Consider the following 25,708-nt stretch of genomic DNA (forward strand, 5'->3'; position numbering starts at 1 on the left):
ATTATGAAACAATTAACAAGTGCTCAAGTACGCCAAATGTGGCTGGACTTTTGGAAATCTAAGGACCACGCAATCGAACCGTCTGCTAATCTGGTTCCCGTCAACGATCCGACCCTGCTCTGGATTAATTCAGGAGTCGCAACGCTGAAGAAATACTTTGATGGGTCAGTAACCCCTGAAAATCCTCGTATTACCAATGCGCAAAAGGCGATTCGGACCAATGATATTGAAAATGTCGGCAAAACAGCTCGCCATCATACCATGTTTGAAATGCTGGGCAATTTCTCAGTGGGCGATTATTTCCGCGATGATGCCATCAAATGGGGCTTTGAACTTTTGACCAGCCCTGAGTGGTTCGATTTTCCCAAAGACAAGCTCTACATGACTTACTATCCCGATGATAAGGAGTCATACAACCGCTGGATTGAGGTCGGAGTAGATCCCAGCCACTTGATTCCGATTGAGGATAATTTCTGGGAAATTGGTGCCGGGCCTTCAGGACCGGATACTGAAATTTTCTTTGACCGCGGAGAGGACTTTGATCCGGATCATATGGGTGTTCGTCTCTTGGCTGAAGATATCGAAAATGACCGTTATATTGAAATTTGGAACATCGTGCTGTCACAATTTAATGCAGATCCTGCTGTTCCGCGCTCTGAGTATAAGGAACTGCCGCATAAAAACATTGATACGGGAGCAGGTTTAGAACGTCTAGTGGCAGTCATGCAAGGAGCTAAGACCAATTTTGAAACTGATCTCTTCCTGCCAATCATCCGTGAGATTGAAAAATTATCCGGTAAAACTTACGATCCGGACGGTGACAATATGAGCTTCAAGGTCATCGCTGACCACATTCGCTCACTTTCATTTGCTATCGGTGATGGGGCTCTTCCCGGCAATGAAGGACGCGGCTATGTTCTGCGCCGTTTGCTGCGCCGTGCTGTCATGCACGGACGCCGCCTTGGTATCAACGAGCCCTTCTTGTATAAACTGGTTCCGACTGTCGGACAAATTATGGAGTCTTACTATCCGGAAATTTTGGAAAAACAAGATTTTATTCAAAAAATTGTTAAACGCGAAGAAGAAACTTTTGCCCGTACGATTGATGCCGGTTCAGGCCACTTGGATCAATTGCTGGCTGAGCTTAAAAAAGCAGGCAAGGATATGCTTGCCGGTCAGGATATCTTCAAGCTCTATGATACCTATGGATTCCCTGTAGAATTGACCGAAGAATTGGCTGAAGATCAAGGTTTTAAGATCGACCATGATGGTTTTAAAGCTGCCATGAAAGAGCAGCAGGAACGGGCTCGTGCCAGTGTCGTTAGAGGCGGCTCAATGGGTATGCAGAACGAAACCCTGTCAAGTATCACTGAAAAGTCAGTCTTTAATTATGAAAAAGAAGCTCTCGACAGTAGGCTGTCTGTTATCATTGCAGACAATGAGCGCAGCGAAGCTGTTTCAGAAGGAGAAGCTCTTCTTGTCTTTGCAGAAACACCTTTCTACGCTGAGATGGGCGGTCAGGTCGCTGACCACGGTCTTATCAAAAATGATAAGGGAGACATCGTTGCGCGGGTGACAGATGTTCAAAAAGCACCAAACGGTCAGCCTTTGCACACGGTAGAGGTTTTAGCAAGCTTGTCAGTCGGAACAGCTTACAGGCTGGAAATTGACCATGACCGCCGCAATCGTGTCATGAAAAACCACACGGCTACTCACTTGCTCCACGCTGCGCTTCACAATGTCATCGGCAATCATGCTACTCAGGCCGGTTCTCTCAACGAAGAAGGCTTCCTGCGCTTTGACTTTACACATTTTGAAGCTGTTACAGCTGAAGAGCTCCGCCGCATTGAAGCAGAAGTCAATGAACAAATCTGGAAGGCTGTTCCCGTGACAACTATTGAGACAGATATTGATACGGCTAAGAAGATGGGTGCTATGGCTCTCTTTGGTGAGAAGTACGGGAAAAATGTCCGTGTCGTCTCCATCGGAGATTATTCGATAGAGCTGTGCGGCGGTACTCACCTGAAGAACACTTCTGAAATCGGCATCTTCAAGATTGTCAAAGAAGAAGGTATTGGTTCAGGAACGCGCCGCATCCTGGCAGTAACCAGCAAAGAAGCCTTTGAAGCTTACCGCGAGGAAGAAGACAGCCTCAAAGAAATTGCTGCAACCCTTAAAGTGCCGCAAATGAATCAAGTTGTAAGCAAGGTCGCTGCTCTTCAGGAACAGCTTCATCAGCTGCAAAAAGAAAATGCCGAATTGAAAGAAAAAGCAGCTGCGGCTGCAGCCGGCGATATTTTCAAAGAAGTCAAAGAAGCAAACGGTCTTCGCTACATTGCCAGTCAAGTTGAGGTTTCAGATGCAGGTGCTCTGCGTACCTTTGCTGATAACTGGAAACAAAAAGACTATTCAGACGTTCTTGTTTTAGCAGCAAGTATCGGTGAAAAGGTTAACGTTCTTGTTGCCAGCAAGAACAAGGCTGTTCACGCCGGCAATTTGATTAAGGAACTTGCACCAATTGTTTCCGGCCGCGGCGGCGGAAAACCTGACATGGCTATGGCTGGCGGATCAGACGCCGGAGCTATTCAAGAGCTTTTGGCCGCTGTCGCTGATCATCTCTGATAAGGAGAATTAGCATTGGGCACTTTAATGAATGTTGCTTTGATTATAGTTGGCGGCGGTTTGGGGCTGGGATTTAAAAACCATCTCAAACCCCAGCTGCAGAAAACCCTGATGCAGGCAACGGGTGTAGCGGTCATCTTTTTAGCCATTGCCGGTGTTTTGGGGAAAATGATGGCGGTTGATAACAATCATCTTCAAAGCGGTCATAGTTTTCTGCTGATTATCAGTATGGCTCTTGGTGCTGTTCTCGGTGAGCTCTGCCAGATTGAAGCGCGCATCGAGCAGTTCGGTGATTTTCTCAAACGCAAAACAGGCAGTCAAGGAGACAGTCAGTTTGTTGACGGCTTTGTCACAGCAACCTGCACCGTCTGTGTCGGAGCGATGGCTGTTGTTGGCTCTATTCAAGATGGTATTTACGGCGATGCTTCTATTTTGCTGGCTAAGGGTGTGCTGGATTTGATTATCATTGCTATTTTGTCAGCCTCCTTAGGCCGAGGCGCCATCTTTTCAGCCATTCCGGTAGCTGTTTTTCAGGGGGGTGTCACGCTTTTAGCAGCTTTAGCAGGAAATTTTCTGTCAAGTCAGGCCGTTGACGGTATAGCCCTTGTGGGCAACGCAATTATCTTTTGTGTCGGCACTAATCTGGCCTTCGATACAAAGGTCAAAGTCGCCAATCTCCTGCCGGCCCTCCTTATCGCTGTTATTTGGAACAGCTTTGCAGGTTAACATTTCTAAGAATAAGAAAACCTAAGTTCATGTGGACTTGGGTTTTTCTATTGTTCAATTTTTATTAGTTTATCGATTTTTGCTTTTCCTTATAAAATCCTTAAATTTGTTTTTTATACTAGGAATAATAAAAAATAAAAGGAGAAATATAATGATAAAATTTAAAAGACTAACGGGATTTCAGCTTAAATACATCGCTTTAGGAACTATGCTGTTGGATCATATTCATTATTTTTTTGACTATACAGGCAAGATTCCGCTATGGTTCAGTCAGATAGGGAGAATCGCAGCACCTTTATTTCTATTTGCCATTATTGAAGGCTTTGTTCATACGCATGATCGTAGGAAATATTTCCTCAAAATCTATGGCTTAGCTGTTATGATGGGTCTTATTCAGTTTGGCTTTTATAATGTGCTTCATCCGCTAGTACGAGAAGATGGTTTTTTCCCGCAAAATATGATGCTGTCTTCGTTTGCGATTTTATTGGTTGCTCTTCAAGGCATTGCTTGGATTGAGGAGAAAAAGTATCTTCGAGGTATTCCAACTCTTCTTTTTCCGATTCTTCTGCCTTTCCTTTTCATGCCTTTTTACCGAACCTTTATGGATTCTGGTAATCAGCTGGGTATGTTCTTTATTAACTTGCTCAATTTTACCATCCTGCCCTTGCATTTTTCAATTATAGATGGAGGAACTGCTACTCTGATGGTAGGGATAGCTATGTATCTCTGCCGGAAGAATTTGAAAAAAGAAGTTTTAATCTTTGTAATTGCTTCTTTGATAATTGATTTAGGGCGTGTATTGTTGGTAGGTGCTCCACTGACAGTTCACAGTCTCTTCTTTTCCTATTTCGAATGGTTAGAAATCTTTGCAGCACCGCTCATGCTCTTGTACAATGGTCAGCGTGGTCAAGGTAGTAAATACCTTTTTTACATTTTCTATCCGCTGCATATTTACTTGCTTTACACCTTGTCAGTGTTGCTCTATAGGTGATATGATATTAAGGATTCAAATAACAGAAGAAAAGGTAGAAGTATGACACGCATTTTGGCAATTGATGATGATGCAGATATTTTGGCTCTGATAAAAAATACCTTGCAGCTGCAGAATTATTTAGCAGACACTTTCACGAGTGCTAAACAGGTTGACCGTTCGAAATTAATGCGCTATGATTTGATTTTACTGGACATTATGATGCCGGATGTGGATGGGCTGAGCTTCTGCCGAGAGATTCGCCCCTTGGTGGATTGTCCCATTCTTTTTCTGACGGCTAAGACACAGGAAGCTGATATTGTCACGGGGCTTAGTTACGGAGCGGATGATTATCTGGTTAAGCCCTTTGGTGTACAAGAGCTGCTTGCGCGAGTCAATGCTCACTTGCGCCGTGAAAAGCGTGAGCGCCATGCAACCTTGCTTTTGGGTGATGTCTATTTTGATTTATCCAGCAAGCAGGTGTGGGCAGGTGAGCAAGTCTTGGACTTGACTAAGTCAGAATATGAGATTTGCGAACATTTGGCTAAACACCGCGGTCAGGTTTTTTCAAAAGAACAGCTCTATGATTATTTGTATGGGTACGAAGAAAGAGGAACACCGGCTGCTATTGCTGAGCATATTAAAAATATTCGCGCTAAGTTTAGAGCTGCCGGGGTGGAACCCATTGAAACGGTCTGGGGGATAGGTTATAAATGGCAATGAAAAAATCAAGTCGTTCTTTAAAAATGATTTTTACCTTGTATTTTGCGACAGTCAGTTTGGCTTTTATTGCCTTATTGTGCTTAATTTGGCTTGCCTTTATCCTAAGTCTCAATACTAACCTTGTCATTCCTGCCAATCAAACAGAGCAAAAACTCCAGCGCTTAGACAAGGAAATTAAGCAAACTGGTAGGTTTAAAGCAAATCGTTTGCCTAAAGATACAACTTACCTTTTGCTGACTAAAGATGGCAAAATCAAAGAAAGTACGATGACTAAGAAGCTGCAGCAGCAAGCTTTAGCCAGTTATTCTGGGAAAGCGGTCAGCCCTGGCGATTACGGCTACTTTATGATTTTGAAGCCTAAAAATGAGATTGTTGTTGTCAGCTATCAGCTAAAAGCCCATTACTCCATTGCCTGGATGAATAGGTATCTGCCTAATGTGAGCTTGTTATTCCTTATTCTGACGGGACTGGGAACCTTGCTAGTGTTTAGCTTAGTGACGATCCTCTTTGCCCGCAGACTTCAGCGGCAGCTGTCTCCGATTATTGCTGCTACTGAGAAAATCGCCAAGCAAGATTTGGACTTTACCATACAATCGTCTAATGTTAAGGAATTTAATCAAGTTTTACAGAGTTTAGACACCATGCGGCAAGCTCTGAGAGAATCGTTGCTGCGCAGCTGGCAATTGGAGCAGGAAAAGCAAGATCAAATAGCTGCTTTAACGCATGACATTAAGACCCCCTTGACTGTGATTCGCGGCAATACCGAATTGTTAAACAGCACAAGCCTGTCTGATCAGCAGCAGGAATTCATCCGCTACAGTTTGAAAAATATTGAGCAAGTAGAGACTTATCTTCAGCAATTGTCTTACCTGACTAAGAATAGAGAATTACAAGATTTCCATCCGGAAAACATAAATCTTGCAGCGTTTTTAGAAGAATTTTCCCAGAACACTCAGGCCCTTGCTGAAGCAAAAGCAATCAAAGTACAATTTCTCAATACTTTGTCTGATGTTCAGCTTACTGCTTTTTGGGATAAAGAGTTATTGAAACGCGCCTTAATGAACATCGTCGCTAACGCTGTGGAGCACAGCCCGCAAGGAGGCCGTTTACAGCTGAGCTATGGTTTGCAGGGTGAGGTGGTAAGCATTTCCTGTTTGGACAGCGGAGCGGGTTTTTCTAAGGAAGCCTTGGAAAAAGGGACTCTGCAATTTTTCAAAGATGATAAGAGCAGGTCACAGGTCAATCATCAAGGCTTGGGCCTGACTATTGCGGATAATATTGTGCGCTTGCATGGTGGCAGTCTTGAGCTGTCAAATGCTGAACAAGGCGGCGGTCAGGTTGATATTGTTCTGCCGCTTCATAAATCAGATTGAGACCAACTAATGGTTCTCAATTTTTTTGACAAAAATCCTATCTTTTTTGACAATAATCATTGTCAAAATGAAAAGGAAGTGTTACAATGTAACTGTCAAATATCTTATGATTGCTTTGAGCAGCAAGAAGAAAAAATGACCGTTTACAAACTGTAACTAAGGAGGTTTAGGATGACAAAAGTTATTGAAGTCAAAGATTTGGTCAAACGCTTTGACAATCAGACGGCGCTGGATGGTATTTCTTTTGAAATAGCAGAAGGTGAGATTTTCGGGTTTTTAGGTCCGTCAGGCTCGGGGAAAACGACAACGATCAATATTTTGACAGGACAGCTGCTGATAGATGCCGGTCAAGCGATGGTTTTTGGCAAAGAAGCGCTTGATTTGAACAGCGAAGACTTGGCACAGATTGGGATTGTCAGTGATACCAGCGGTTTTTATGAAAAAATGACACTGTATAAAAATATCCAAGTCTACAGCAAGTGGCATGGGGTTTCTAACAGCCGTGTTGATGAGCTGCTGCAGCGTATAGGCTTATACGAAAGCCGCAATAAGCCTGCCGAAAAGCTCTCAACGGGAATGAAGCAGCGCATGCTTTTGGTGCGGGCTCTCATTAACCGTCCTAAGTTTCTTTTCTTAGATGAACCGACCAGCGGGCTTGATCCGGCAACATCGCGTATGATCCACGATTGGCTTTTGGAGCTGAAGGCACAGGGGACAACGATCTTTTTGACAACGCATGACATGCAGGAAGCGACTCTTCTTTGTGACCGTGTTTCCCTGCTCTATCAAGGAAAGTTGGTTGAAACAGGACGTCCCAAAGACTTGATTCAAAAATATTATCAGGATAAGCGTGTCCGTATTCACTATGCCGATGGGAATGAAGCAGAGCTGTCCTACAGTGAGCTGTCTCAGTTAGAACATGTAGGGGATATTGAAACCATTCATTCTTGTGAACCTACTTTAGAAGACATCTTCATCTCACTGACAGGAGGTAAATTAAATGTTTAAGCGGTTAAGGGCTCTTTTTTGGAGCCGCAAAGAGATGGTACTTGCCAATAAACCGATCATGGTCAATATTTTCACACCGTTTTTGCTGGTTTTGCTTTATCAATTTATGTATAAAGACTTAAAAATGCAAGATACGAATGAACTTATTTTGTATCTGGTTTTGCCGATAATTCCGGCTTTCATTGGTTATATCATACCGACTTTAGTCGCAGAAGAAGCTGAAAAAAACAATCAGCGCAGCCTGCGTTTGGCAGGTGTCAAAAGCTGGGAGTATGTGCTGGCAAGCTTGTTTTTACCTTTTATTCTGAACGTGCTTTATATGATCCTCTTACCCGTCTACCTAAGGGTTGATTTTGCTGATTTAGGCCTGTCTTACTTACTTGTCATGCTCTTAACCTCTCTTGTTATCTTCCTCTTATTTTTGATGGTGGGCCTTTTGGCAGACACTCAGTCTCGGGCAACTATTTTGGCCATGCCGATTATGATGCTGACATTTCTCTTGCCCTTATTTTCGATGATGGACAAGGGAATTGAAAAGTTTATTGCCTATACCTACATAGGAGCTTATACGAAAGCCGGTACCGATTGGACGGCTTACCACTTAACAGATAAGAGTTTTTGGATTCTTCTGATATGGCTGCTGCTGTCTTTAGCCGGTGTTATTTGGGCGACAAAACGAAAGCAGATCATTAGATAATGTAAATTGTCTAAAGGAGGAAACCATGGCTTTCATATTGAAAAACAGACTCAAAGAACTGCGAGCCAGAGAAGGGCTTAATCAAACAGAGTTAGCCAAATTAGCCGGAATTTCCCGCCAGACTGTCAGTCTGATTGAGCGCAATGAGTACACGCCTTCGGTTGTGATTGCACTAAAGATTGCTGAGATTTTCCGCGAACCGGTAGAAGAAGTCTTTCGTTTAGAGGAGGATAAAGAGAATGGTTAAGAAACAAAAAGGAACTTTTAAACGAGCCGGGAAGAGGCTCCTCATAGGTGCTTCAATCGGCGGTCTGGGAGGAGCTTTGATTGGCTACTTTCATGCTTCCGGCCAAAAACTGCCAGTTTCTCAGAAGGAATTGACAGAACTTCTTCTTGTCAGCCTGCGAATTTTATTTGTCATTTCCTTTGTTCTCAGCATTTTTTACATCGTTCAAGTGCTGCAGGCTTATAAACAGTACCAAAACAGTAGGGATGATGAGTCGGAAGAACTCTATCGGACAATGAATAAAAGGCATTCCTATGCAGTGATTTATGCAGGCGTAAGCGGTGTCTTGGCTGTCCTTAGCTTGATTTTAGCCTATAAGCTGATATTTGCGGACAGCTATGCTGAGATGTCTTTTCCTTTTCTGGATTTTCTGGCAGCGATTGCTTCAGGCGCTTTGCAGGGTTATGTGCTCAAAGTTTACAATCGTATCCGCAATCTTAACATGCCCTTAGTTCCGACGCTTAAAGAATTAAAGAACAATATTATGCAGATGGATGAAGCAGAGCTGGAAGCCAATTACAAAATATCTTTTGAAATTGTTATGAATCTGGGCGGTGCTATCCTGCCGGGAATCTATCTTGCTTTGTTTTTTCTCTCTCTTTACCTGCAGAAAGTTGAGCTGTCCGGTCTTATAGTAGCAGCTGTCATCCATCTTTACATCATGGTTATGCAGTTTAAAATGACAAAGGAGTATTATAAATAAAAGGAGAATTTTTATGAAATTAGTTATTAATATCGTTAAAGTAATCGGTCTTATTTTTCTGTCCCTGCTTTGCAATATCACTCCCATGATTCTGCTGCAAAGGCAGTTCACATTTTCTCTGCCGCTTAAATGGGGATTGGGAATTGCTTATATTGTATTTATCGCTGCTGTTATTTATTTCTTATGGAAGGCGCATAAAAAGCATGAAGATGCAGCTGTTGCCCAGCAAAAATTCACTTGGAAGGATTTCGGTTTTGCCTTTTTATTCTTTTTGCTGGCGCGTGTTGTAGCAATTGGAGGAACCTTATTGAACCAGCAGCTGAGCGGTCAGAGCACAACAGCTAATGATGCCGGCCTGCAAGGTTTAGCCAATTTCTTTGCCGGAGGTTTCTTTTTATACACCCTCTTATATGTTATTTTAGTGGGGATTGTCGGTCCGATCATCGAAGAATTGGCCTACCGTGCCTTTCCTAATCATCTCTTGTTTAAGCATGGTCATAAAGTTTTAGCCGGTATTGTGACCACTGCTGTCTTTGCTCTTCCTCATGCAACAACGGTCTTTGAGTTTCTGATTTATGCCTGTCTTGGTGCCATACTTTATCTGGCTTATCAGCGCCGCGGCAATGTTAAGGACTCGATGGCGGTTCATATATTGAATAATCTTCCATCTGCTATCTATCTCCTGCTTATGGCCTTTAAATAAGTATAGTAGTTTATTACAGCCGATTTTCTCATCTGTCTGCATACTATTGCGGACAGATTTTTTTGTATTTTATTTATTTTTATTCTTGACTTATGTATAAATATACGATAAAATAATCAACATATTCAGTAAAGGAGAGATTAAGCATGAAAGTTTCAATCGTTGGTATTACAGGATATAGCGGATTAGAATTGGTTCGTCTTTTGAATCATCACAAGAAAGCAAAACTTGTATCAGTGTATGCAACCAAAGAGATTGGAACACGATTGTCTGATCGTTATCCTTATTTGCAGGGGATCTGTGATTTAACCATTCAAGCTTTTGACAGCCAAGCCATTATGAAGGAAGCTGATGCGGTTATATTTGCCACTCCAAGCGGTGTTGCTAAGGAGCTGGCCGGAGATTTTCTGGCGGCGGATTTTCCTGTTATTGATATTTCCGGAGACCACCGTCTGCCTGCCAAGACTTATGAAAAATGGTATCAAAAGCCTGCTGCAAAACAAACAGATCTGGATAAATTTACTTACGGACTGGCTGAATTTACCGATGTTAAAGGGAAGAAATTTATTGCCAATCCCGGCTGCTATGCTACGGCAACAGAACTGGCCTTGCTGCCCTTGATCAAGGCTGGGACAGCTGATTTGAACAGTATTATCGTAGATGCCAAGTCAGGCCTGACAGGAGCCGGCAAGGGTTTGTCAGAGTCCAGCCATTTTGTCAATGTGCATGACAATTATGTGACCTATAAACTCAACCGCCACCAGCATATTCCTGAAATTGTTCAGGAGCTGCAGCTGTTTGACAAGGATTTTCAGCACCTTCAGTTTTCAACCTCGCTCTTGCCTGTCAACCGCGGCATTATAGCAACCTGCTATGTTAAGCTGAAAAAAGCTTTGTCTGAAGCTGAAATTGACAACATTTATGCTGACTGTTATGCGGACAAGGCATTTGTCCGTATGCAAAAGAGTCTGCCAGAGCTTCACAATGTCATCGGCTCCAATTTTACAGATATTGGTTTTGCTTATAACGAAGTCACCAATGTCCTGACGGTTGTATCTGTTATTGACAATTTGGTCAAGGGAGCCGCCGGTCAGGCTCTTCAAAATCTCAATCTCATGATGGGATTTGACGAAACAGAAGGGCTGCTGACGTCTCCCAGTTATTTGTAGGGATGAATGTGGATGAGTTTAGAAAGGAATGGAACTTCAAAGATACAAGCACAGCATCATTATGACAGCTGATGGGAGGTTAGATCCTCGGATAGCTGTTCAGCATTTTAATGGGCTTTTAGATGTTTTTAGGTTCCTAGTAGTTGAGTTATGAAAGTTATTGATGGAAATATTGCCAGTCCGCTGGGCTTTTCGGCAGATGGTTTACATGCCGGTTTTAAAAAACGCAAAAAAGATTTCGGCTGGATTGTCTCAGAAGTACCGGCCAGCGTTGCCGGGGTTTATACGACTAACAAGGTGATTGCAGCGCCTTTGATTGTCACTCGAAATGCGGTCAAAAAAGCGCAAAAAATGCAGGCTCTGGTTGTGAATTCAGGCGTTGCTAATTCCTGCACAGGCGTGCAAGGGCTGGAAGATGCTCAGACCATGCAGCAGTGGACAGCTGAAAAATTGGGTATCGATAGTGACCTTGTCGGTGTTGCCTCAACAGGTGTTATTGGAGACCTTCTGCCTATGGAAACGCTAAAAAAGGGATTATCAAAACTTGTTATAAATGGCAATTCACATGACTTTGCTGAGGCGATTCTGACAACTGATACAGTGACAAAAACAGTGACTGTCACTGAACAGTTTGGCCGTGACGAAGTCACTATGGCAGGTGTTGCCAAGGGGTCTGGTATGATTCACCCCAATATGGCTACCATGCTGGCCTTTATTACTTGTGATGCTGTTATTTCAAGCGAGACGCTGCAGCTGGCTCTCAGCCAAAATGTGGAAACAACCTTCAATCAGATTACAGTTGACGGTGATACCTCAACCAATGATATGGTTCTTGTTATGGCTAATGGCTGCACTTTAAATGAGGAAATCTTGCCTGATACTCCGGAATTTGATAAATTTGCAGCCATGCTTCATTTTGTCATGCAGGAATTGGCTAAAAAAATAGCCAAAGACGGCGAAGGAGCAACCAAGCTTATAGAGGTTGAAGTACTTAATGCTCCCAATGAATCAGATGCCCGCATGATGGCTAAAAGTGTGGTTGGCTCAAGTCTGGTTAAAACAGCTGTTTTTGGTGAAGACCCCAACTGGGGGCGGATTTTAGCAGCAGTGGGCTACGCTGGAGCAGATATCGCTGTGGACAATATTGACATTTATCTGGAGACGATTCCTGTCATGCTTGCTTCAAGTCCTGTGGATTTTGATGACGAAGAGATGCAGGATATCATGCAGGCTGACGAAATCAAGGTCAGCATTGACCTGCATGCCGGTGAAAAAAAGGGCACCGCTTGGGGGTGTGATCTGTCCTACGATTATGTGAAAATCAACGCCCTTTACAGAACCTAAACTAAAAAAATCTTTATGAGAGAGTAAAAGCTATGACCGGAAGCAGAGAAGCTGAAAGATTCCCAGTCTTATCTGTTTATTCTCGTTTGAATTTTGTGAGTTTAAGCTGTATTTGAAAGGAAAATCCATGTCAGAAATCATAGTCATTAAAATTGGCGGTGTCGCCAGTCAGCAATTAGATTCGAGCTTTATTGAGCAGCTAAAAGCTTGGAAGGCTGCCGGCAAAGCTCTTGTTATTGTGCACGGCGGCGGCTTTGCCATCAACAGGCTGATGGAGGAAAAGCAGGTTCCCATCAAAAAGGTTAAAGGCTTACGGGTGACCAGCCGTGAGGATATGACTTTGGTTAGCCATGCCCTGTTAGATATTGTCGGAAAGGATCTAAGTGATCGGCTGACGCAGGCAGGCCTTGAGAATCTGCAGCTGAAATCGCAGCTCAGGCAGCTGGTAAGAGCCGATTTTTTGGATAAGGCTACTTACGGTTATGTAGGAGAAGTCACCGGCATTTGTACAGCTCCGCTTTTAGAGCTGCTGCAAGAAAACAAGATTCCGTTCTTGGCTTCTTTGGGCTATTCTCAAAAGGGCGATCTGCTCAATATCAATGCGGACTATCTGGCGACAGCGGCAGCAGCGGCGCTTGCTGCTGAAAAGCTGATTCTTCTGACAGATGTCAAAGGGGTCTTAGAAAATGGGCGTGTGCTGCCAGAATTAACGATTGGTCAGATTCCTGAAAAGATTGCAAAGGGCGTAATCACAGGCGGCATGATTCCTAAAATTGAAAGTGCTGCAAAGACGGTGCAGGCAGGGGTTGCCCAGGTTTTGATCGGTGATGATTTGACAAAGGGAACACTGATTCATAAGGGCTAACAAATGAAGGCAAGAAGGCCACAAAGTTAATCAAGCTTTGAGCCGTGATAGGAGAGATACAGGAATGAGCAAATTATTTCAAAATTATAAAAGAGCGGCTATTGAATTTGTCAAGGCAGAAGGCAGCTATTTGTTTGATGCAGACGGTAAAAAGTACCTTGATTTTTCATCAGGTATCGGTGTGACGAATCTAGGCTTTCATCCGCAGGTCAAGGCCGCTCTGCAGGCACAGGCTGACCGCATTTGGCATACACCCAATCTTTACCAGAACTCTCTGCAGGAAGAGGTAGCAGAAAAACTGATTGGTGATCGCGATTATCTGGCCTTCTTTTGCAACAGCGGAGCCGAAGCCAATGAAGCGGCCATCAAGATTGCCCGCAAGGCGACCGGCAAACAGGAAATCATCACGTTTAAAGATTCCTTTCATGGCCGGACTTTCGGTTCGATGTCTGCAACCGGTCAGGACAAGATAAAAGAGGGGTTTGGTGACGGGGTTCCCCATTTTCTTTATGCAGATTATAATGATCTGTCCAGCGTCAAAAGTTTGGCTTCTGAGCGCACTGCTGCGGTGATGCTGGAATTGGTTCAGGGAGAATCCGGTATTCACCCGGCCGAGGCAGACTTCGTGACAGGCCTGGCTGCCTTTTGTCAGGACAAGAATATTTTATTGATTGTTGATGAGGTTCAAACAGGCATGGGCCGGACGGGCAAGCTGTATTCTTTTGAGCATTACGGCATTGAACCGGATATTTTTACATTGGCTAAGGGTTTGGCAAACGGAGTTCCTGTCGGAGCCATGCTTGGAAAAACTAAGCTGTCGGCAGCTTTTGGTTACGGCAGCCACGGTTCGACCTTTGGCGGCAATAAATTAGCTATGGCAGCAGCCAGTGCCGGTTTAACGATTTTAAAAGAAGATGGCTTTTTAGAAACTGCACTGGCAAAGGGAAACTACCTGCAAGATCAGCTGAAAACGATGCTGGCTGATAATCCCAAAGTCACTCAGGTTCGCGGACTGGGCTGCATGATTGGTATTGAAACAAGCGCAGATTTGGGTCAGCTGGTTGCCTCAGCGCGTGCCAAGGGCTTGATCGTCCTTACCGCAGGCAGCAATGTCATCAGGCTGTTGCCGCCTCTGACCCTGACCAAAGATGAGCTGGATCAGGGTCTGGCTATTTTACAAGAAGTTTTTGCCTGAGCATAGGTAAGTGTTGACAAATTGCGGCCAGCGTGTTATCCTTTAGGCAATTGAATAGATTTATTTCTTCGGGGCAGGGTGAGATTCCCGACCGACGGTGACAAGCTGTGCTTGAAGTCCGTGAACTGCGAGAGCGGTTGATCCGGTGAAAATCCGGAACCGACAGTATAGTCTGGATGGGAGAAGAAAATAAAAGAAAGGGCTGGGCCTTCAAAAAGAATTGACTGCCTAAGCCTGTCAAGTGATGCCTTGACTGTTACAGCATCAGGTATCCTTGTATACAAGAAGTTTTGCAGCTATGCATGAGTTTTTAGCTAATGTTTCTTTTTCAAAAGCTGTTGTTTGCTCTGCTGAAGTGAACAGTAGGGCAGCCTGTCACGCTGCTTGTACAGGCAGGGTTGCTGCAAGAGCATTTTTGAGACATTTGCTTAATTCTCTTTAAGTCAAGAACAGCTCCGGACTTCTTGTTAAAGACAGAAACAGTTTGAAACTTAGTATTGAATCATTTTTCTGTCTGTCTTTTATGACTGTAGACCTTATCTGCCCCGTAATGATGTTACGGGGTTTTTTGTGCTGGAAAGGAGGCAGTATGGAGGAACAATTTATGGCCTTAGCTATTGCTAAAGCCAAAGAGGGAAGACGCCAGACTTATACCAACCCTTTGGTTGGAGCCGTTATCGTTAAAGATAATCAAGTCATTGCCGAGGGCGCTCACTTAAAATACGGCGGTTATCACGCAGAACGGCAGGCGATAATAGCCTGTCAGAATACTGAACAATTAAAGGGAGCTACTCTTTATGTGACGCTTGAACCCTGCCATCATCAGGGTAAGCAGCCTCCCTGCACTGAAAGTATTGTTCAGGCAGGCATCACACGGGTGGTTATTGCCCAGCTGGATCCTAATCCGCTGGTAGCTGGAAAGGGCAGGCGGTTTTTAGAAAAGCAGGGGATAAAGGTTGATGTCGGTCTGCTGAAAGAGAAAGCAGAAGCTCTCAATCCCTACTATAATCATTTTTACCGGCATGGGCGGCCCTATATTGTTTTAAAGAGTGCCATGAGTTTAGATGGCAAAATTGCTTTCAAGGGTAAGCGAACGGCTTTGACCGGGCAGAAAGCTAGGGAGCTGGTTCATCAGGAACGCGATGACTATCAGGCTATTTTGATTGGCAGTGAAACGGCTCTTCTGGATAATCCCAGCCTTTTAGGAACAAAGAGCAGTCTTCTTCCGCCGATTCGTGTGGTTTTAGACAGACGAGGGCGGCTGTTCAGCCAAAGACAGCTGCAGCTTTTTACCAATGATGAGGCTCCGGTTTATTTGTTCAGCCAGAGGTCAGAGGAAGATCTGCCTGCTCATGTCAGCGTTTTTTGTGACCCTGACTGGACGGTTGATAAAGTGGTCAAAAAGCTGGCTGAAGAGGGTATTCAATCGCTTTATGTCGAAGGTGGCAGCCGCATTCATGATGCTTTTTATGAAGCCGGGCTCTGGGACGAATATCTGCTTTATTTAGCACCCGTTCTTTTAGGAGGGAATGCTCTAGGCAGTATGAGCAGCTCCAGAAGGTCACAAAGACTCACTTATCTGTCCGATGTATCTTTGGAGCAGGTTGGTGAGGATTGGCGGATTTCTGCCAAAAGAAAGGAGGATCCATGTTTACAGGATTAATTCAAGAAAAAGGGAAAATCAGTCATTTCAGCAAGAACAGCCAAGGGGTTCGCCTGACCTGTCAGGTGTCTGCCCGTTTTCTTGACCAAATAGCTATTGGTGACAGTATCGCGGTTGACGGTGCCTGCTTGACCTGTGTTGCCAAAAGAGGGCGGGAATTTGTTGTCGATATTATGCCGGAAACGTTTAAGAGAACCAATCTACGCTATCAGCATATTGGAAATGCTGTTAATATTGAACCTGCTTTATCAGCTGCCGGACGCTTTGAAGGACATTTTGTGACCGGGCATATTGATGCCACAAGTCAGCTCCTTGATAAGAAAAGTTTGGGGAATGCTGAGATTTTAACCTTTTCCTGCCCTCAAGGGCATGACGGTGAAATCATTGCGCAAGGCTCCGTTGCTATTAACGGGGTCAGTCTGACAGTTGTGTCCTGCGATGAGGAGCGCTTTACAGTGTCCTTAATCCCGCACAGCCGCGATAAAACGAATCTGGGGCAGCTAAAGACGGGCGACTGGGTTAATATTGAAACGGATATTTTGGGGAAATACATCAAGGCACAGGCAAATGCTGAAAGGAGACGCCATGTTTGAAAAAATTGAAGCAGCCATACAAAGGCTCAAAGACGGAGAACTGATTATTCTGACGGACGATGCTGATCGAGAAGCTGAAGGTGATTTGGTTGGCTTGGCCAGTCTTGTGAGTGCTGACAAGGTCAATTTTATGACGCAGAAAGCACGCGGTCTTATCTGTGCTCCCATCTCAAGGGAAATAGCTGAGCAGCTGGATCTGTCTGACATGATTGCCGACAATACAGATGTCTTCGGAACGGCTTTTACGGTCAGTGTCGACCATCATACAACGTCAACGGGCATATCAGCCTTTGACAGGTCGAAGACTATTCAGGCACTTTCCTCGGAAGAAAGCAGAGCTCTTGACTTCAAGCGGCCCGGCCACATGTTTCCCTTGATTGGAAAAGACGGGGGTGTTTTGGAACGGCGCGGTCATACCGAAGGCGCCCTTGATCTGGCCAGTCTGGCCGGCAGCAGACCTGCTGCTTATATCTGTGAAATCCTTAAAGCGGACGGTCACATGGCAAGACGAAAAGATTTGGAACAGCTGGCCCAAGAATGGCAGATGCCCTTAATTTCGATTGAAGAGCTGGCAGTCTATCTGCGTTTTAAAGGGGCGGTTAAAACCTCTCTGCCCACCCGCTATGGCTATTTTGACCTGACCCTTCTGGAAGACGGAGAGGGCAAAGAAAATCTGCTGTTAACCAAGGGCGATCTCACAAAAGAATCTGCTCCGCTGTTTCGGATTCATTCAGAATGTGCCACGGGAGATATTTTTTCTTCCGTGCGCTGCGACTGCGGTGAGCAGTTAGAAGCGGCCATGAAAGCAATTGAAAAAGAAGGAAGCGGTGCGATTTTGTATCTGAGGCAGGAAGGCCGCGGCATCGGGCTGAAAAACAAGCTGAGAGCTTATCAGCTGCAGGATGCAGGCCTTGATACCTACGATGCTAATCTGGAACTTGGCTTTGCAGCTGATGAGCGGCACTATGATTTTGCCAAGATTGTTTTAGACTATCTGGGATTAAACAAAGTCAGACTTCTGACCAATAACCCCGATAAAGTCCAGCAGCTCAAGGCTGCCGGTATAGAAGTAGCTGAGAGAATTCCTCTGCAGGTTCCGGCCCGCAGGGAAAATCTCTCTTATCTGAAAACTAAAAGAGAAAAATTTCATCACGACATTCAAGTCTGAAAAAGGAGAGAAAACATGACAGTATTCGAAGGACAGTTTCATTTTACCGAGGAAAAGAAAGTTGCCATCGTTGTTGCCCGCTTTAATGAATTTATTACCTCAAAATTGCTGGCGGGAGCCAAGGACAATTTAGAGCGCCACGGGCTATCTAAAGCAGCTATTGATGTTTACTGGGTGCCCGGAGCTTTTGAGATTCCCTATCTGGCTAAAAAACTTTTAAGCAACAAGCAGTATGATGGCATTTTGACCTTGGGCTGCGTTATCCGAGGAGGAACCAGTCATTATGATCTGGTCTGCAACGAAGTTGCTAAGGGTGTTGGCCAGCTTAATCTCGAAGGCGATATTCCTGTAATTTTCGGGGTACTGACAACAGAGGACATTGAACAGGCGATTGAGCGCTCAGGCACCAAAGCAGGCAACAAGGGCTATGACACGGCTCAAAGCCTGCTTGAGATGATGTCTCTGACAGATCAGATCGAAAAAGCCTAGCTCACCTATTTACAAGAAAAAAACAGAGTCAAAATCGTTATTCAAAAGAAACGATTCTGACTCTGTTTTCGTATGTTTGATTCTTACATATCCAGCGAGGTGTAATAACTGATTGGCCTTTGGTCATTCAGCAAGAAGGATTCGGGGTCTAAGCGGTGCAGCTGCTTTTGTCCGGAATGCCAGAAGAGTGCTGTCAAAACGGCTGTAATCAGTGCTCCTAAAAGATAGGTCAGGCTTGACAGTCCCATATGAAAACCAAGAGGTTCACTGAGAATATAGACCACCACTGCATAAAGCATGAAGATGCCCGGTATCAAGGTAACCCAGAAGTTCCGGCGTTTCAAGACCAGATAGCGCGTCGCAACCAGCAATCCGATAACGGCAGTTACTTGGTTGGCCCAGTTAAAGTAGCGCCAGAGTAAGTTGAAATCTACTTTTGTTAGGATAAAGGAAATCACATAGAGCGGAATGGTAACGGCGAAAATCTTAGGAAGCGTGTCTTGTTTGATATGGAGATAATCTGCCACGATAGTTCGTAAGCTTCTGAAAGCAGACAGCCCTGAAGAAACCGGCAGGACAATAACACCAATGATAGCGATGGTTCCGACCATATTGCCTAAAAGCATAATCATAACCTTGTTAACAACGGCAGAAGCAGTACCGGCAGCGATTAATTGAGCCAGTGTTTTACCATCAAACAGGCTCATGGAAGCCGCAGCCCAAATCATGGCAATGACACCTTCAGCCAACATCATGCCGTAGAACGTAAAGCGGCCTTCGCGTTCATTGATAGTGGTACGAGAAACCATCGGTGCCTGTGTGGCATGGAAGCCGGAAATCGCTCCGCAGGAAATCGTAAAGAAGAGGGCAGGGAAGATAGCCAGTCCTGTTGGGTGCATGTTTCTAAAAGTAGCCACCGTCAGATTAGGCATGTCAAAGCCGCCAGTCAGCAGACGAAAGGCAATGGCAGCCGTACTTGCCATCAAAACGACACAAAAGACAGGATAAACTTTACCGAGCGCCTGGTCAATGGGCAGTACGGTTGAAATCAAGTAATAGACAAAGATAAGTCCCACAATCCATGGCAGTGCAATAAGGCCTTTTGGCAGAATGCTGAAAATCAGATTGGCCGGTGTGATAACAAATACCGTTGCAACCAGGATCAGCAGCAGCATGGAAAAGAGATTGATGACCAGCTTCATGGATTTGCCCAGATAACGGCTGGCCAGTTCAGGCAGAAAAGCGCCTTTGTTTCTCAAAGAAATCATCCCGATCATATAATCATGGACGGCTCCTGCAAAGATACAGCCCAGAATAATCCATAGATAAGCGACAGGCCCGTACAAGGCTCCCATAATAGGCCCAAAGATAGGACCGGTTCCTGCAATATTGAGCAGTTCAATCATGGCGTTTTTCCATTTGGGCATGGGAACAAAGTCATATCCGTCCCTCAAAGCCTCGGCTGGGGTTTTTCTTTCCGTGTCAATTTGGAAATTCTTTTCAATATAAGCACCGTAGGTAAAATACCCGACAATCAGCAGTGCTATACCTCCCAAAAATGTTATCATGGCTAATCCTCCTTTAGCGATGTAGGATTTTTATTTTTAAAAATTTAAACGCTTACATGGCTTTATTATAACAATGAAAAGAGAATTTGAGCCGTTTTCAAAATGAATGACCTGATTTAGGATATGAATGGTTAGATAAGGGAGATAAGCAGCATGTTCCTGCAAAAAAGAACACTTAGGAGATACCCAAGCGTTCTTTTAAGGATTTAACATTAGCCCGGCTGACAGGCACTTTTAGGCGGTCAGCCAAGGTGAGCCGCAGGGTTTGATTGAACCAAGGCTCAACGACCGTAATCATTTGCAGATTGACAAGGTAGGAGCGATGAACACGGACAAATTGCTCATCTGGGAGTTTTCCCTGCCAATAGGCCAGAGAATCATGAGATTCGTATTGCTTTTGGCTAGTATGGATAATGGTCTTGCCCTGCAGGGCTTCGATCATGATAATATCATCGGCCTGAACCATATAAATGCGGTCTTCTTCGCTGATAGGATAGGCTTGCGGCTGCGCGTGTTCACTTGCTGCGTCAGTCCTTGTCCTAAGGCTCTGTCTGACCTTGTCCATAGCCGCTTTCAAGCGTTCAGGTTCATAGGGTTTTAGCAGATAGTCGCGGGCATTATTTTCAAAAGCTGTAATGGCGTACTGATCATAAGCAGTCGCAAAAATAATAATCGGCGGATCCGGCATTTTATTGATACTCTCAGCCAAACTCATACCCGAAGCTTCCCTGAGCTGAATGTCCAAAAAGGCAACATCGTAGTGCTCTTGCAGCAGCAAAGCCAAAGCAGAAGGAATATCGTCAGCTTCCTCGATGGATAGGTGTTCATCGTATTTATGGAGCAGATAGATGAGCTCGTTGCGCGCCAAAGGCTCATCGTCAACAACCAATACTTTCATGAGTTAGGTCCTTTCTTTTTGAATAAGACATAATATAATCTTACAGATAACTGTTTTATTATAACATAGAAAAAGGGAGAGAAGCAGAGTTCTGAAATGTCCATAAAAAAAAGATCTTAAAGTATAATGGATAACCTTTAGGATGATTGTTGAAAACGCTGTCATTAAGTGGTACAATATTAGTAAATAAAACGTAACAAAAAAGAAATTATTGTAACAATAAGTTTTGGAGAAATATTTTCATTTTTAATACCAGATGAACTAATTGTTTATGCTTAAAAGATGGTAACAAAGAAAGTGGGTGATTAATAATGAAAAAAGAAATGTTTGCTGTTAAAAGACAGCGGTTTTCTATTCGGAAATATGCTATTGGAGTTGCCTCCGTTTTGATTGGTTCTCTTCTTTTTCTTAGTGGTGTGACTTTTGCGGATGAGCAGACAGAAACAGCTGTCAATTCACCAACAGTTGAAACTGTAGAAGACCACACTGCTGCATCGGCCACCTCTCAAAGTACAGCACCCGCAACAGTCTCATCAGAACAGGTAACAGAAGCAAGCCACACTGATATCAGCAGTAACGCTGCTGAGATTTCAGATGCTGCCCCTGCTAATAATGAACAGCCTCAAGAGCCAGTGGTACCTAATCAAGCGTCCACAGCTCGTGCTGCTGATCCAATTAATGCTAATCAAGTTAATCAAGCAGTTAAGCAAATCAAACAAGCAGTAGTCTCTCCTCAAGTTGACATTAAGAGACAAGAACAAGCGGCAAAAACTGTTAGAGCTGTTAATATTAATAAAGCTTCTGCAGCTGCTCCTACAAAACAGCTTCCTAGTCAGGGAAACTATGTTTATACGAAACGCACACCAGTCAAAAATGAAGCTAAGGTTTCAGCTCCAATTCAATTTTATGCCAATGCAGGTGACAAGATTTTTTATGATCGCGTTTTAAATCAAGATGGTTATCAATGGCTGAGCTATGTTTCTTACAGTGGAACTCGGCGTTATGCTGCGATTAATCAGCTGACTCAAAAAGCTCCCAGTACACCAGCGAAACCTCAGCCATCACCAGTGAAAAAAATTCCGGCTCAAGGCCGCTATACTTTCACAGTGCGGACCAATGTTAAAAATGAGGCAAGAACAGCCGCTCCAACTCAATTCTATTTTAATAAAGGAGATCAGGTCAATTATGACAGACTTTTAGAAAACGATGGTTATCAATGGCTGAGCTATGTCTCTTATAGCGGTATCCGCCGCTATGCTGCTATTAATAAGTTGGAACAAGCTCAGCCGCAAAAGCCGACAGCTTCTAAAGTTTCAGGAAAAATTAATATTCAAAACAAGACAAGTCAGGGATTTGATGTTCTCATCACTGATGTTTCCGACAGCAATGGTATAACGGCTGTAAAGGTTCCTGTATGGACTGATAAAAGCGGACAAGATGATATTGTCTGGTATAATAGCGTTAAACAGGCCAATGGAAATTATAAACTAGCTGTTAATATCAGGAACCATAAGAATGAACGCGGAATTTACCACATTCATCTTTATTATCTTGAACCGAGCGGCAGGGTGCAAGGAGTGGCTGCAGCTCAGACGAAGATAGCAGCTCCAAATGCAATGGCTATTCCTTCTCAAGGTTCTTACACTTTTACACACCAAGTTAATGTCAAAAATCAGGCTAAACTATCTGCTAGAACTGAATTTACTTTTGAAAAAGGTGAAAAAATTAATTATGATAAGGTGTTAGAGGCAGAAAAATACCAATGGTTGAGCTATATCTCGTATAGTGGTATTCGCCGCTATGTTCAACTGGATCCTATTTCGCCGACGAAAACAACAGCAGATAAAGTTACTGGTAAATTAACTATTGAGAACCGATCATCCCAAGGATTCAATGTTGTGGTGAGTAATGTGTCATCAACCAAGGGAGTGATGGCAGTAAAAGTTCCTGTTTGGACCACGCAAAATGGGCAAGATGATATTGTTTGGTATGATGCTTCCCATCAGTCTAATAATACCTACAAGGTAAGTGTTAATATTGGCAAGCATAAAAATAATCGAGGTGAGTACAATATCCATCTTTATTATGTTCAAAAAGATGGGACTATGGCAGGAGTTGCGGCTACTAAAACGACTGTTGAATCTCCAACATCAAAATCTGTAACCTATAATGGCTCTTATTACAGCATTAAAGGCAAATATGATGAAATTGTTATTGTTAATAAAAAGTATCCATTATCAGCTAGTTATAACCCTGGTGAAAACCCAACGGCCAAAGCCGCTTTTATCCGTCTCAGAGATGATATGATTGCCCAAGGTTACAATGTTGGAAAATCTTATAGTGGTTTTAGGACATATGATTATCAAAAAAATTTATATCAAAGTTATGTTAACCGTGATGGCAAGGCCGCTGCAGATCGCTATTCAGCAAGACCGGGCTACAGTGAACATCAAACAGGCTTAACCTTTGATTTGACTGATAAATCGGGTAACCTTTTGGAAGATAAATCAGCAAGCAATTGGCTTAAAAATAATGCTCACAATTACGGCTTTGTTGTTCGTTACCAACCAGGAAAGGAATCCGTTACAGGCTATATGCCTGAAGCTTGGCATATCCGTTATATAGGGGAAGAAGCCAAGGAAATTTATCAGTCTGGTTTGAGTTTAGAGGAATATTATGGCTTTGAAGGAGGCGGTTATAAAGCAGAATCTGCAGCAGTAGAACCGACTATCCCGTCTCAAGGAAGCTATCGTTTTACAAAGCGTTCTTCTGTCAAGGCAGAGCCAAAGCAGTCCAGTCCAGAAATTGCCTATTATAATGCAGGACAAACTGTTAATTATGATAAAGTCGTAAATTCCGATGGTCTTACTTGGATTTCTTATGTTGCGTTTAGCGGTAATCGACGTTACATTGCTATTAATTGATAAGGTAGCTGTAAAAGAATTTGGCTGAAGTCTCCAATCAAATTTCGCAAGGGAAGCTAGTAACGAGTTAAGAGCAATGAGGTTTGAACAAAGTGTAAGCCAGCGTCTTTAGGCGCTGGCTTATTTTATGGGCTTATGATTCTTATTCAAAACGGGTGGCTATTATTATGTGACTTTCTCTTCTGTTAAGGGAACAGCAACATAAACGCTTGTTCCGTCGGGTGATGACTGAAAACTAAGGCTGGCTTCGTGTCCGTAGATGAGGGTCAGACGGCGGGAGAGGTTTTCCAAGGCTGAGCCTGAACCTTCGGCTGATTCCTGCTGAACCTTGCCCAGCGTTTTTAACTTGTCGGCTGGAATACCCTGCCCATTGTCCTCAACGGTAATGTGAAGCATTTGTTCCTTGCGTTCAATCAAGACACGCAGATGATTGTCGGTCTTAGATTGTTTAAAAGCGTGCTTGTAGGCATTTTCAACCAATACTTGCAAGGTAAAAGGCGGAATCAAGACTTTGCCGTCTCGATTTTCATCAACTATTATGTGATAGTGGACCTTGTCTGGGAATCGAGCTTCTTCCAAAGCAAGGTAGGCATTGACCTGTATGATTTCCTGACTTAAAGGAATGACATTTTGGCGGGCTCCCTGCAGGTTGCCCCGCAGAAATTTGCTGAGCTCTTTAAGGAGGTGACGGGCTTTTTCACCGTCCATGCGGATGAGGGCCAAAATAGTGTTTAAGGCATTAAAGAGGAAATGCGGATTGACCTGAGCCTGAAGGGATTTCATTTCTGCATCCTGCAGCAGATGGGCGGCCGCTTCGGCCTGCCCCAGAGCCAGCTGTGTTGAAAAGATATTGCCCAACCCTTCAGCGACTTCCTGTTCCACATAGCTCATTTTGTGGTTTCCTGAAAAATAGAGCTTTAGCGTTCCGACCGTTTCATTTTGAATTTTCAAAGGAATGACAATAGCTGAGGTGAGGGTGCAGCCTTCGTGATCGCACTCGATTTCGCTGCGGTCTTTGGCAATGCAGATGCTGCCTGTTTCAATAGCTCGCTTGGCTAGTTTTGTCAAAATTTTAATATTGGGAACATGGTGATCGGCACCCGCTCCGACATAGGCTAAAATAGTGTCTCTGTTAGTCAGACTGACAGCCGCAACCCGCATGTATTGATGGATAATTTCGGCAACCGGCTGACAGGACTGAAAACTGAGCCCCTGCCGCAAATAAGGCAGGGTTTCATTGGCCAGTTTTAGGACATCATGCGTCTGGACTGCTCTGGCCTGTTCTTCCAGCTGCTGAGTTGAGGTGATGATTGAGATGAAAATACCTACCCCCAGCGTATTGGCAAAAATCATGGGCAGCCCGATGAAGCGGACCAATTCCCAAGACTGATGAAAGTCGGAGCTGAAAATCAAGATGCAGATCATCTGCAAAACTTCCATGGACATGCCGACAAACATGGCCTGTCTGATTGTAACCATGGGCCGCTGCCTGCGGAAATATTTTCCCAGCAAGCCCGAGCACAGCCCGATTAAGAGTGATGAAATGATATAAATGTAAGGAGCCAGTCCGCCCTGCCAGTAGCGAAATAAAACCGAGATGGCACCGACGAAAACGCCGACTACAGGTCCTCCGATCAAGCCGGCCACACCGATTGTCAGCACCCGGGTATTGGCAACAGAAGAGTGCTCGGCAATCTTGCCCAGAGTTTGGTTGACGATGGCTAAATTCGATTGGATTTCCACACCGGTAAAATTTGAAATAATGGCGAAAAAGCTAAACAAGAGCAGTAAAATCAGCTGATGCTTTTTAACCTCAGGATGGTTGAGCGTTTGCTTGATAAAGGGAACATGAACAAACGCATAGGCCAGCAAAATAATCAGGCCTGCCCGCTCCATCATAATCAAGAATAAAATCATACCGTGCCTCCGCTGAAAGATTCTTTTTCATTATAACACAAAAACTAAAAATGAATGTCCCTTGTCAAAAACAAGCGTCTTGGCTGAGCAGAAAAACAAAAAGC

The 25,708-nt window shown here is 44.0% G+C and carries 22 protein-coding genes and 1 riboswitch; of the genes, 19 read left to right on the forward strand and 3 right to left on the reverse strand.

Features of this window, described 5'->3' with window-relative positions; translation table 11 throughout:
• Positions 1 to 3: 3 nt before the first annotated feature.
• The 18 genes from alaS (at position 4) to ribH (ending at position 18,297) form a co-directional block, all read left to right on the forward strand.
• Positions 4 to 2,622 (forward strand): alanine--tRNA ligase, encoded by a 2,619-nt coding sequence (gene alaS / locus G573_RS0104495; protein ID WP_027975589.1) that lies wholly within the window; start codon positions 4 to 6, stop codon positions 2,620 to 2,622.
• Positions 2,623 to 2,649: 27 nt separating this feature from the next.
• On the forward strand, positions 2,650 to 3,348 hold the full coding sequence (locus tag G573_RS0104500; RefSeq protein WP_027975590.1) for a DUF554 family protein: 699 nt from the start codon (positions 2,650 to 2,652) through the stop codon (positions 3,346 to 3,348).
• Between the two features lie 151 nt (positions 3,349 to 3,499).
• Positions 3,500 to 4,339, forward strand: a complete 840-nt coding sequence (locus G573_RS0104505) for a TraX family protein (protein ID WP_027975591.1) — start codon at positions 3,500 to 3,502, stop codon at positions 4,337 to 4,339.
• A 42-nt stretch (positions 4,340 to 4,381) separates the two neighbouring features.
• Complete coding sequence (locus tag G573_RS0104510; protein WP_027975592.1) at positions 4,382 to 5,041, forward strand: response regulator transcription factor; 660 nt, start codon at positions 4,382 to 4,384, stop codon at positions 5,039 to 5,041.
• Entirely contained in the window at positions 5,032 to 6,414 is a 1,383-nt protein-coding gene (locus tag G573_RS0104515; RefSeq protein ID WP_027975593.1) for a HAMP domain-containing sensor histidine kinase, read from the forward strand. Before G573_RS0104510 ends, G573_RS0104515 begins: the two co-directional genes overlap by 10 nt.
• 171 nt (positions 6,415 to 6,585) lie before the next feature.
• Positions 6,586 to 7,422 (forward strand): ABC transporter ATP-binding protein, encoded by an 837-nt coding sequence (locus G573_RS0104525; RefSeq protein ID WP_027975594.1) that lies wholly within the window; start codon positions 6,586 to 6,588, stop codon positions 7,420 to 7,422.
• Positions 7,415 to 8,119 carry an ABC transporter permease gene (locus tag G573_RS0104530; RefSeq protein ID WP_027975595.1) on the forward strand — a complete coding sequence of 235 codons (705 nt, stop codon included), beginning with the start codon at positions 7,415 to 7,417 and terminating at the stop codon, positions 8,117 to 8,119. Before G573_RS0104525 ends, G573_RS0104530 begins: the two co-directional genes overlap by 8 nt.
• Positions 8,120 to 8,144: 25 nt before the next feature.
• Positions 8,145 to 8,366, forward strand: coding sequence for a helix-turn-helix transcriptional regulator (locus G573_RS0104535; protein WP_037586751.1), 222 nt, complete (start codon positions 8,145 to 8,147; stop codon positions 8,364 to 8,366).
• Positions 8,359 to 9,108: a DUF3169 family protein gene (locus tag G573_RS0104540; protein ID WP_037586753.1), complete on the forward strand. Its 750-nt coding sequence runs from the start codon at positions 8,359 to 8,361 to the stop codon at positions 9,106 to 9,108. The genes G573_RS0104535 and G573_RS0104540 overlap by 8 nt, the downstream gene beginning before the upstream one ends.
• Before the next feature lie 13 nt (positions 9,109 to 9,121).
• Complete coding sequence (locus G573_RS0104545; protein WP_027975598.1) at positions 9,122 to 9,811, forward strand: CPBP family intramembrane glutamic endopeptidase; 690 nt, start codon at positions 9,122 to 9,124, stop codon at positions 9,809 to 9,811.
• A 146-nt stretch (positions 9,812 to 9,957) separates the two neighbouring features.
• Positions 9,958 to 10,980, forward strand: coding sequence for an N-acetyl-gamma-glutamyl-phosphate reductase (argC, locus tag G573_RS0104550; RefSeq protein WP_027975599.1), 1,023 nt, complete (start codon positions 9,958 to 9,960; stop codon positions 10,978 to 10,980).
• 150 nt (positions 10,981 to 11,130) lie between these two features.
• The gene (argJ, locus tag G573_RS0104560; protein ID WP_027975600.1) at positions 11,131 to 12,324 is read left to right on the forward strand and encodes a bifunctional glutamate N-acetyltransferase/amino-acid acetyltransferase ArgJ; all 1,194 of its coding nucleotides are present in this window, start codon (positions 11,131 to 11,133) and stop codon (positions 12,322 to 12,324) included.
• Positions 12,325 to 12,451: 127 nt separating this feature from the next.
• Positions 12,452 to 13,189 (forward strand): acetylglutamate kinase, encoded by a 738-nt coding sequence (gene argB, locus G573_RS0104565; RefSeq protein WP_027975601.1) that lies wholly within the window; start codon positions 12,452 to 12,454, stop codon positions 13,187 to 13,189.
• Between the two features lie 64 nt (positions 13,190 to 13,253).
• Entirely contained in the window at positions 13,254 to 14,384 is a 1,131-nt protein-coding gene (locus G573_RS0104570; protein ID WP_027975602.1) for an acetylornithine transaminase, read from the forward strand.
• 60 nt (positions 14,385 to 14,444) lie between these two features.
• Positions 14,445 to 14,576: riboswitch (FMN riboswitch) on the forward strand.
• A gap of 397 nt (positions 14,577 to 14,973) precedes the next feature.
• The gene (gene ribD / locus G573_RS0104575) at positions 14,974 to 16,047 is read left to right on the forward strand and encodes a bifunctional diaminohydroxyphosphoribosylaminopyrimidine deaminase/5-amino-6-(5-phosphoribosylamino)uracil reductase RibD (protein WP_027975603.1); all 1,074 of its coding nucleotides are present in this window, start codon (positions 14,974 to 14,976) and stop codon (positions 16,045 to 16,047) included.
• The gene (locus G573_RS0104580) at positions 16,032 to 16,640 is read left to right on the forward strand and encodes a riboflavin synthase (RefSeq protein WP_027975604.1); all 609 of its coding nucleotides are present in this window, start codon (positions 16,032 to 16,034) and stop codon (positions 16,638 to 16,640) included. Before ribD ends, G573_RS0104580 begins: the two co-directional genes overlap by 16 nt.
• On the forward strand, positions 16,633 to 17,808 hold the full coding sequence (locus G573_RS0104585) for a bifunctional 3,4-dihydroxy-2-butanone-4-phosphate synthase/GTP cyclohydrolase II (protein WP_027975605.1): 1,176 nt from the start codon (positions 16,633 to 16,635) through the stop codon (positions 17,806 to 17,808). Before G573_RS0104580 ends, G573_RS0104585 begins: the two co-directional genes overlap by 8 nt.
• A gap of 15 nt (positions 17,809 to 17,823) precedes the next feature.
• Positions 17,824 to 18,297: a 6,7-dimethyl-8-ribityllumazine synthase gene (ribH, locus tag G573_RS0104590; RefSeq protein WP_027975606.1), complete on the forward strand. Its 474-nt coding sequence runs from the start codon at positions 17,824 to 17,826 to the stop codon at positions 18,295 to 18,297.
• 83 nt (positions 18,298 to 18,380) lie between these two features.
• Here the strand turns inward: ribH and G573_RS0104595 are convergent, their stop codons facing one another.
• Complete coding sequence (locus G573_RS0104595) at positions 18,381 to 19,865, reverse strand: carbon starvation CstA family protein (protein ID WP_027975607.1); 1,485 nt, start codon at positions 19,863 to 19,865, stop codon at positions 18,381 to 18,383.
• Between the two features lie 175 nt (positions 19,866 to 20,040).
• Positions 20,041 to 20,763: a LytR/AlgR family response regulator transcription factor gene (locus tag G573_RS0104600; RefSeq protein ID WP_027975608.1), complete on the reverse strand. Its 723-nt coding sequence runs from the start codon at positions 20,761 to 20,763 to the stop codon at positions 20,041 to 20,043.
• Between the two features lie 311 nt (positions 20,764 to 21,074).
• Between G573_RS0104600 and ldcB the strand changes: the two genes are divergently transcribed.
• Complete coding sequence (ldcB, locus tag G573_RS0104605) at positions 21,075 to 23,687, forward strand: LD-carboxypeptidase LdcB/DacB (RefSeq protein WP_027975609.1); 2,613 nt, start codon at positions 21,075 to 21,077, stop codon at positions 23,685 to 23,687.
• 165 nt (positions 23,688 to 23,852) lie between these two features.
• Here ldcB and G573_RS0104610 read toward each other — a convergent pair whose 3' ends face one another.
• Complete coding sequence (locus tag G573_RS0104610; RefSeq protein WP_027975610.1) at positions 23,853 to 25,604, reverse strand: sensor histidine kinase; 1,752 nt, start codon at positions 25,602 to 25,604, stop codon at positions 23,853 to 23,855.
• Positions 25,605 to 25,708: the final 104 nt, after the last annotated feature.

The organism is Streptococcus devriesei DSM 19639, assembly GCF_000423725.1.
Classification (GTDB): domain Bacteria; phylum Bacillota; class Bacilli; order Lactobacillales; family Streptococcaceae; genus Streptococcus; species Streptococcus devriesei.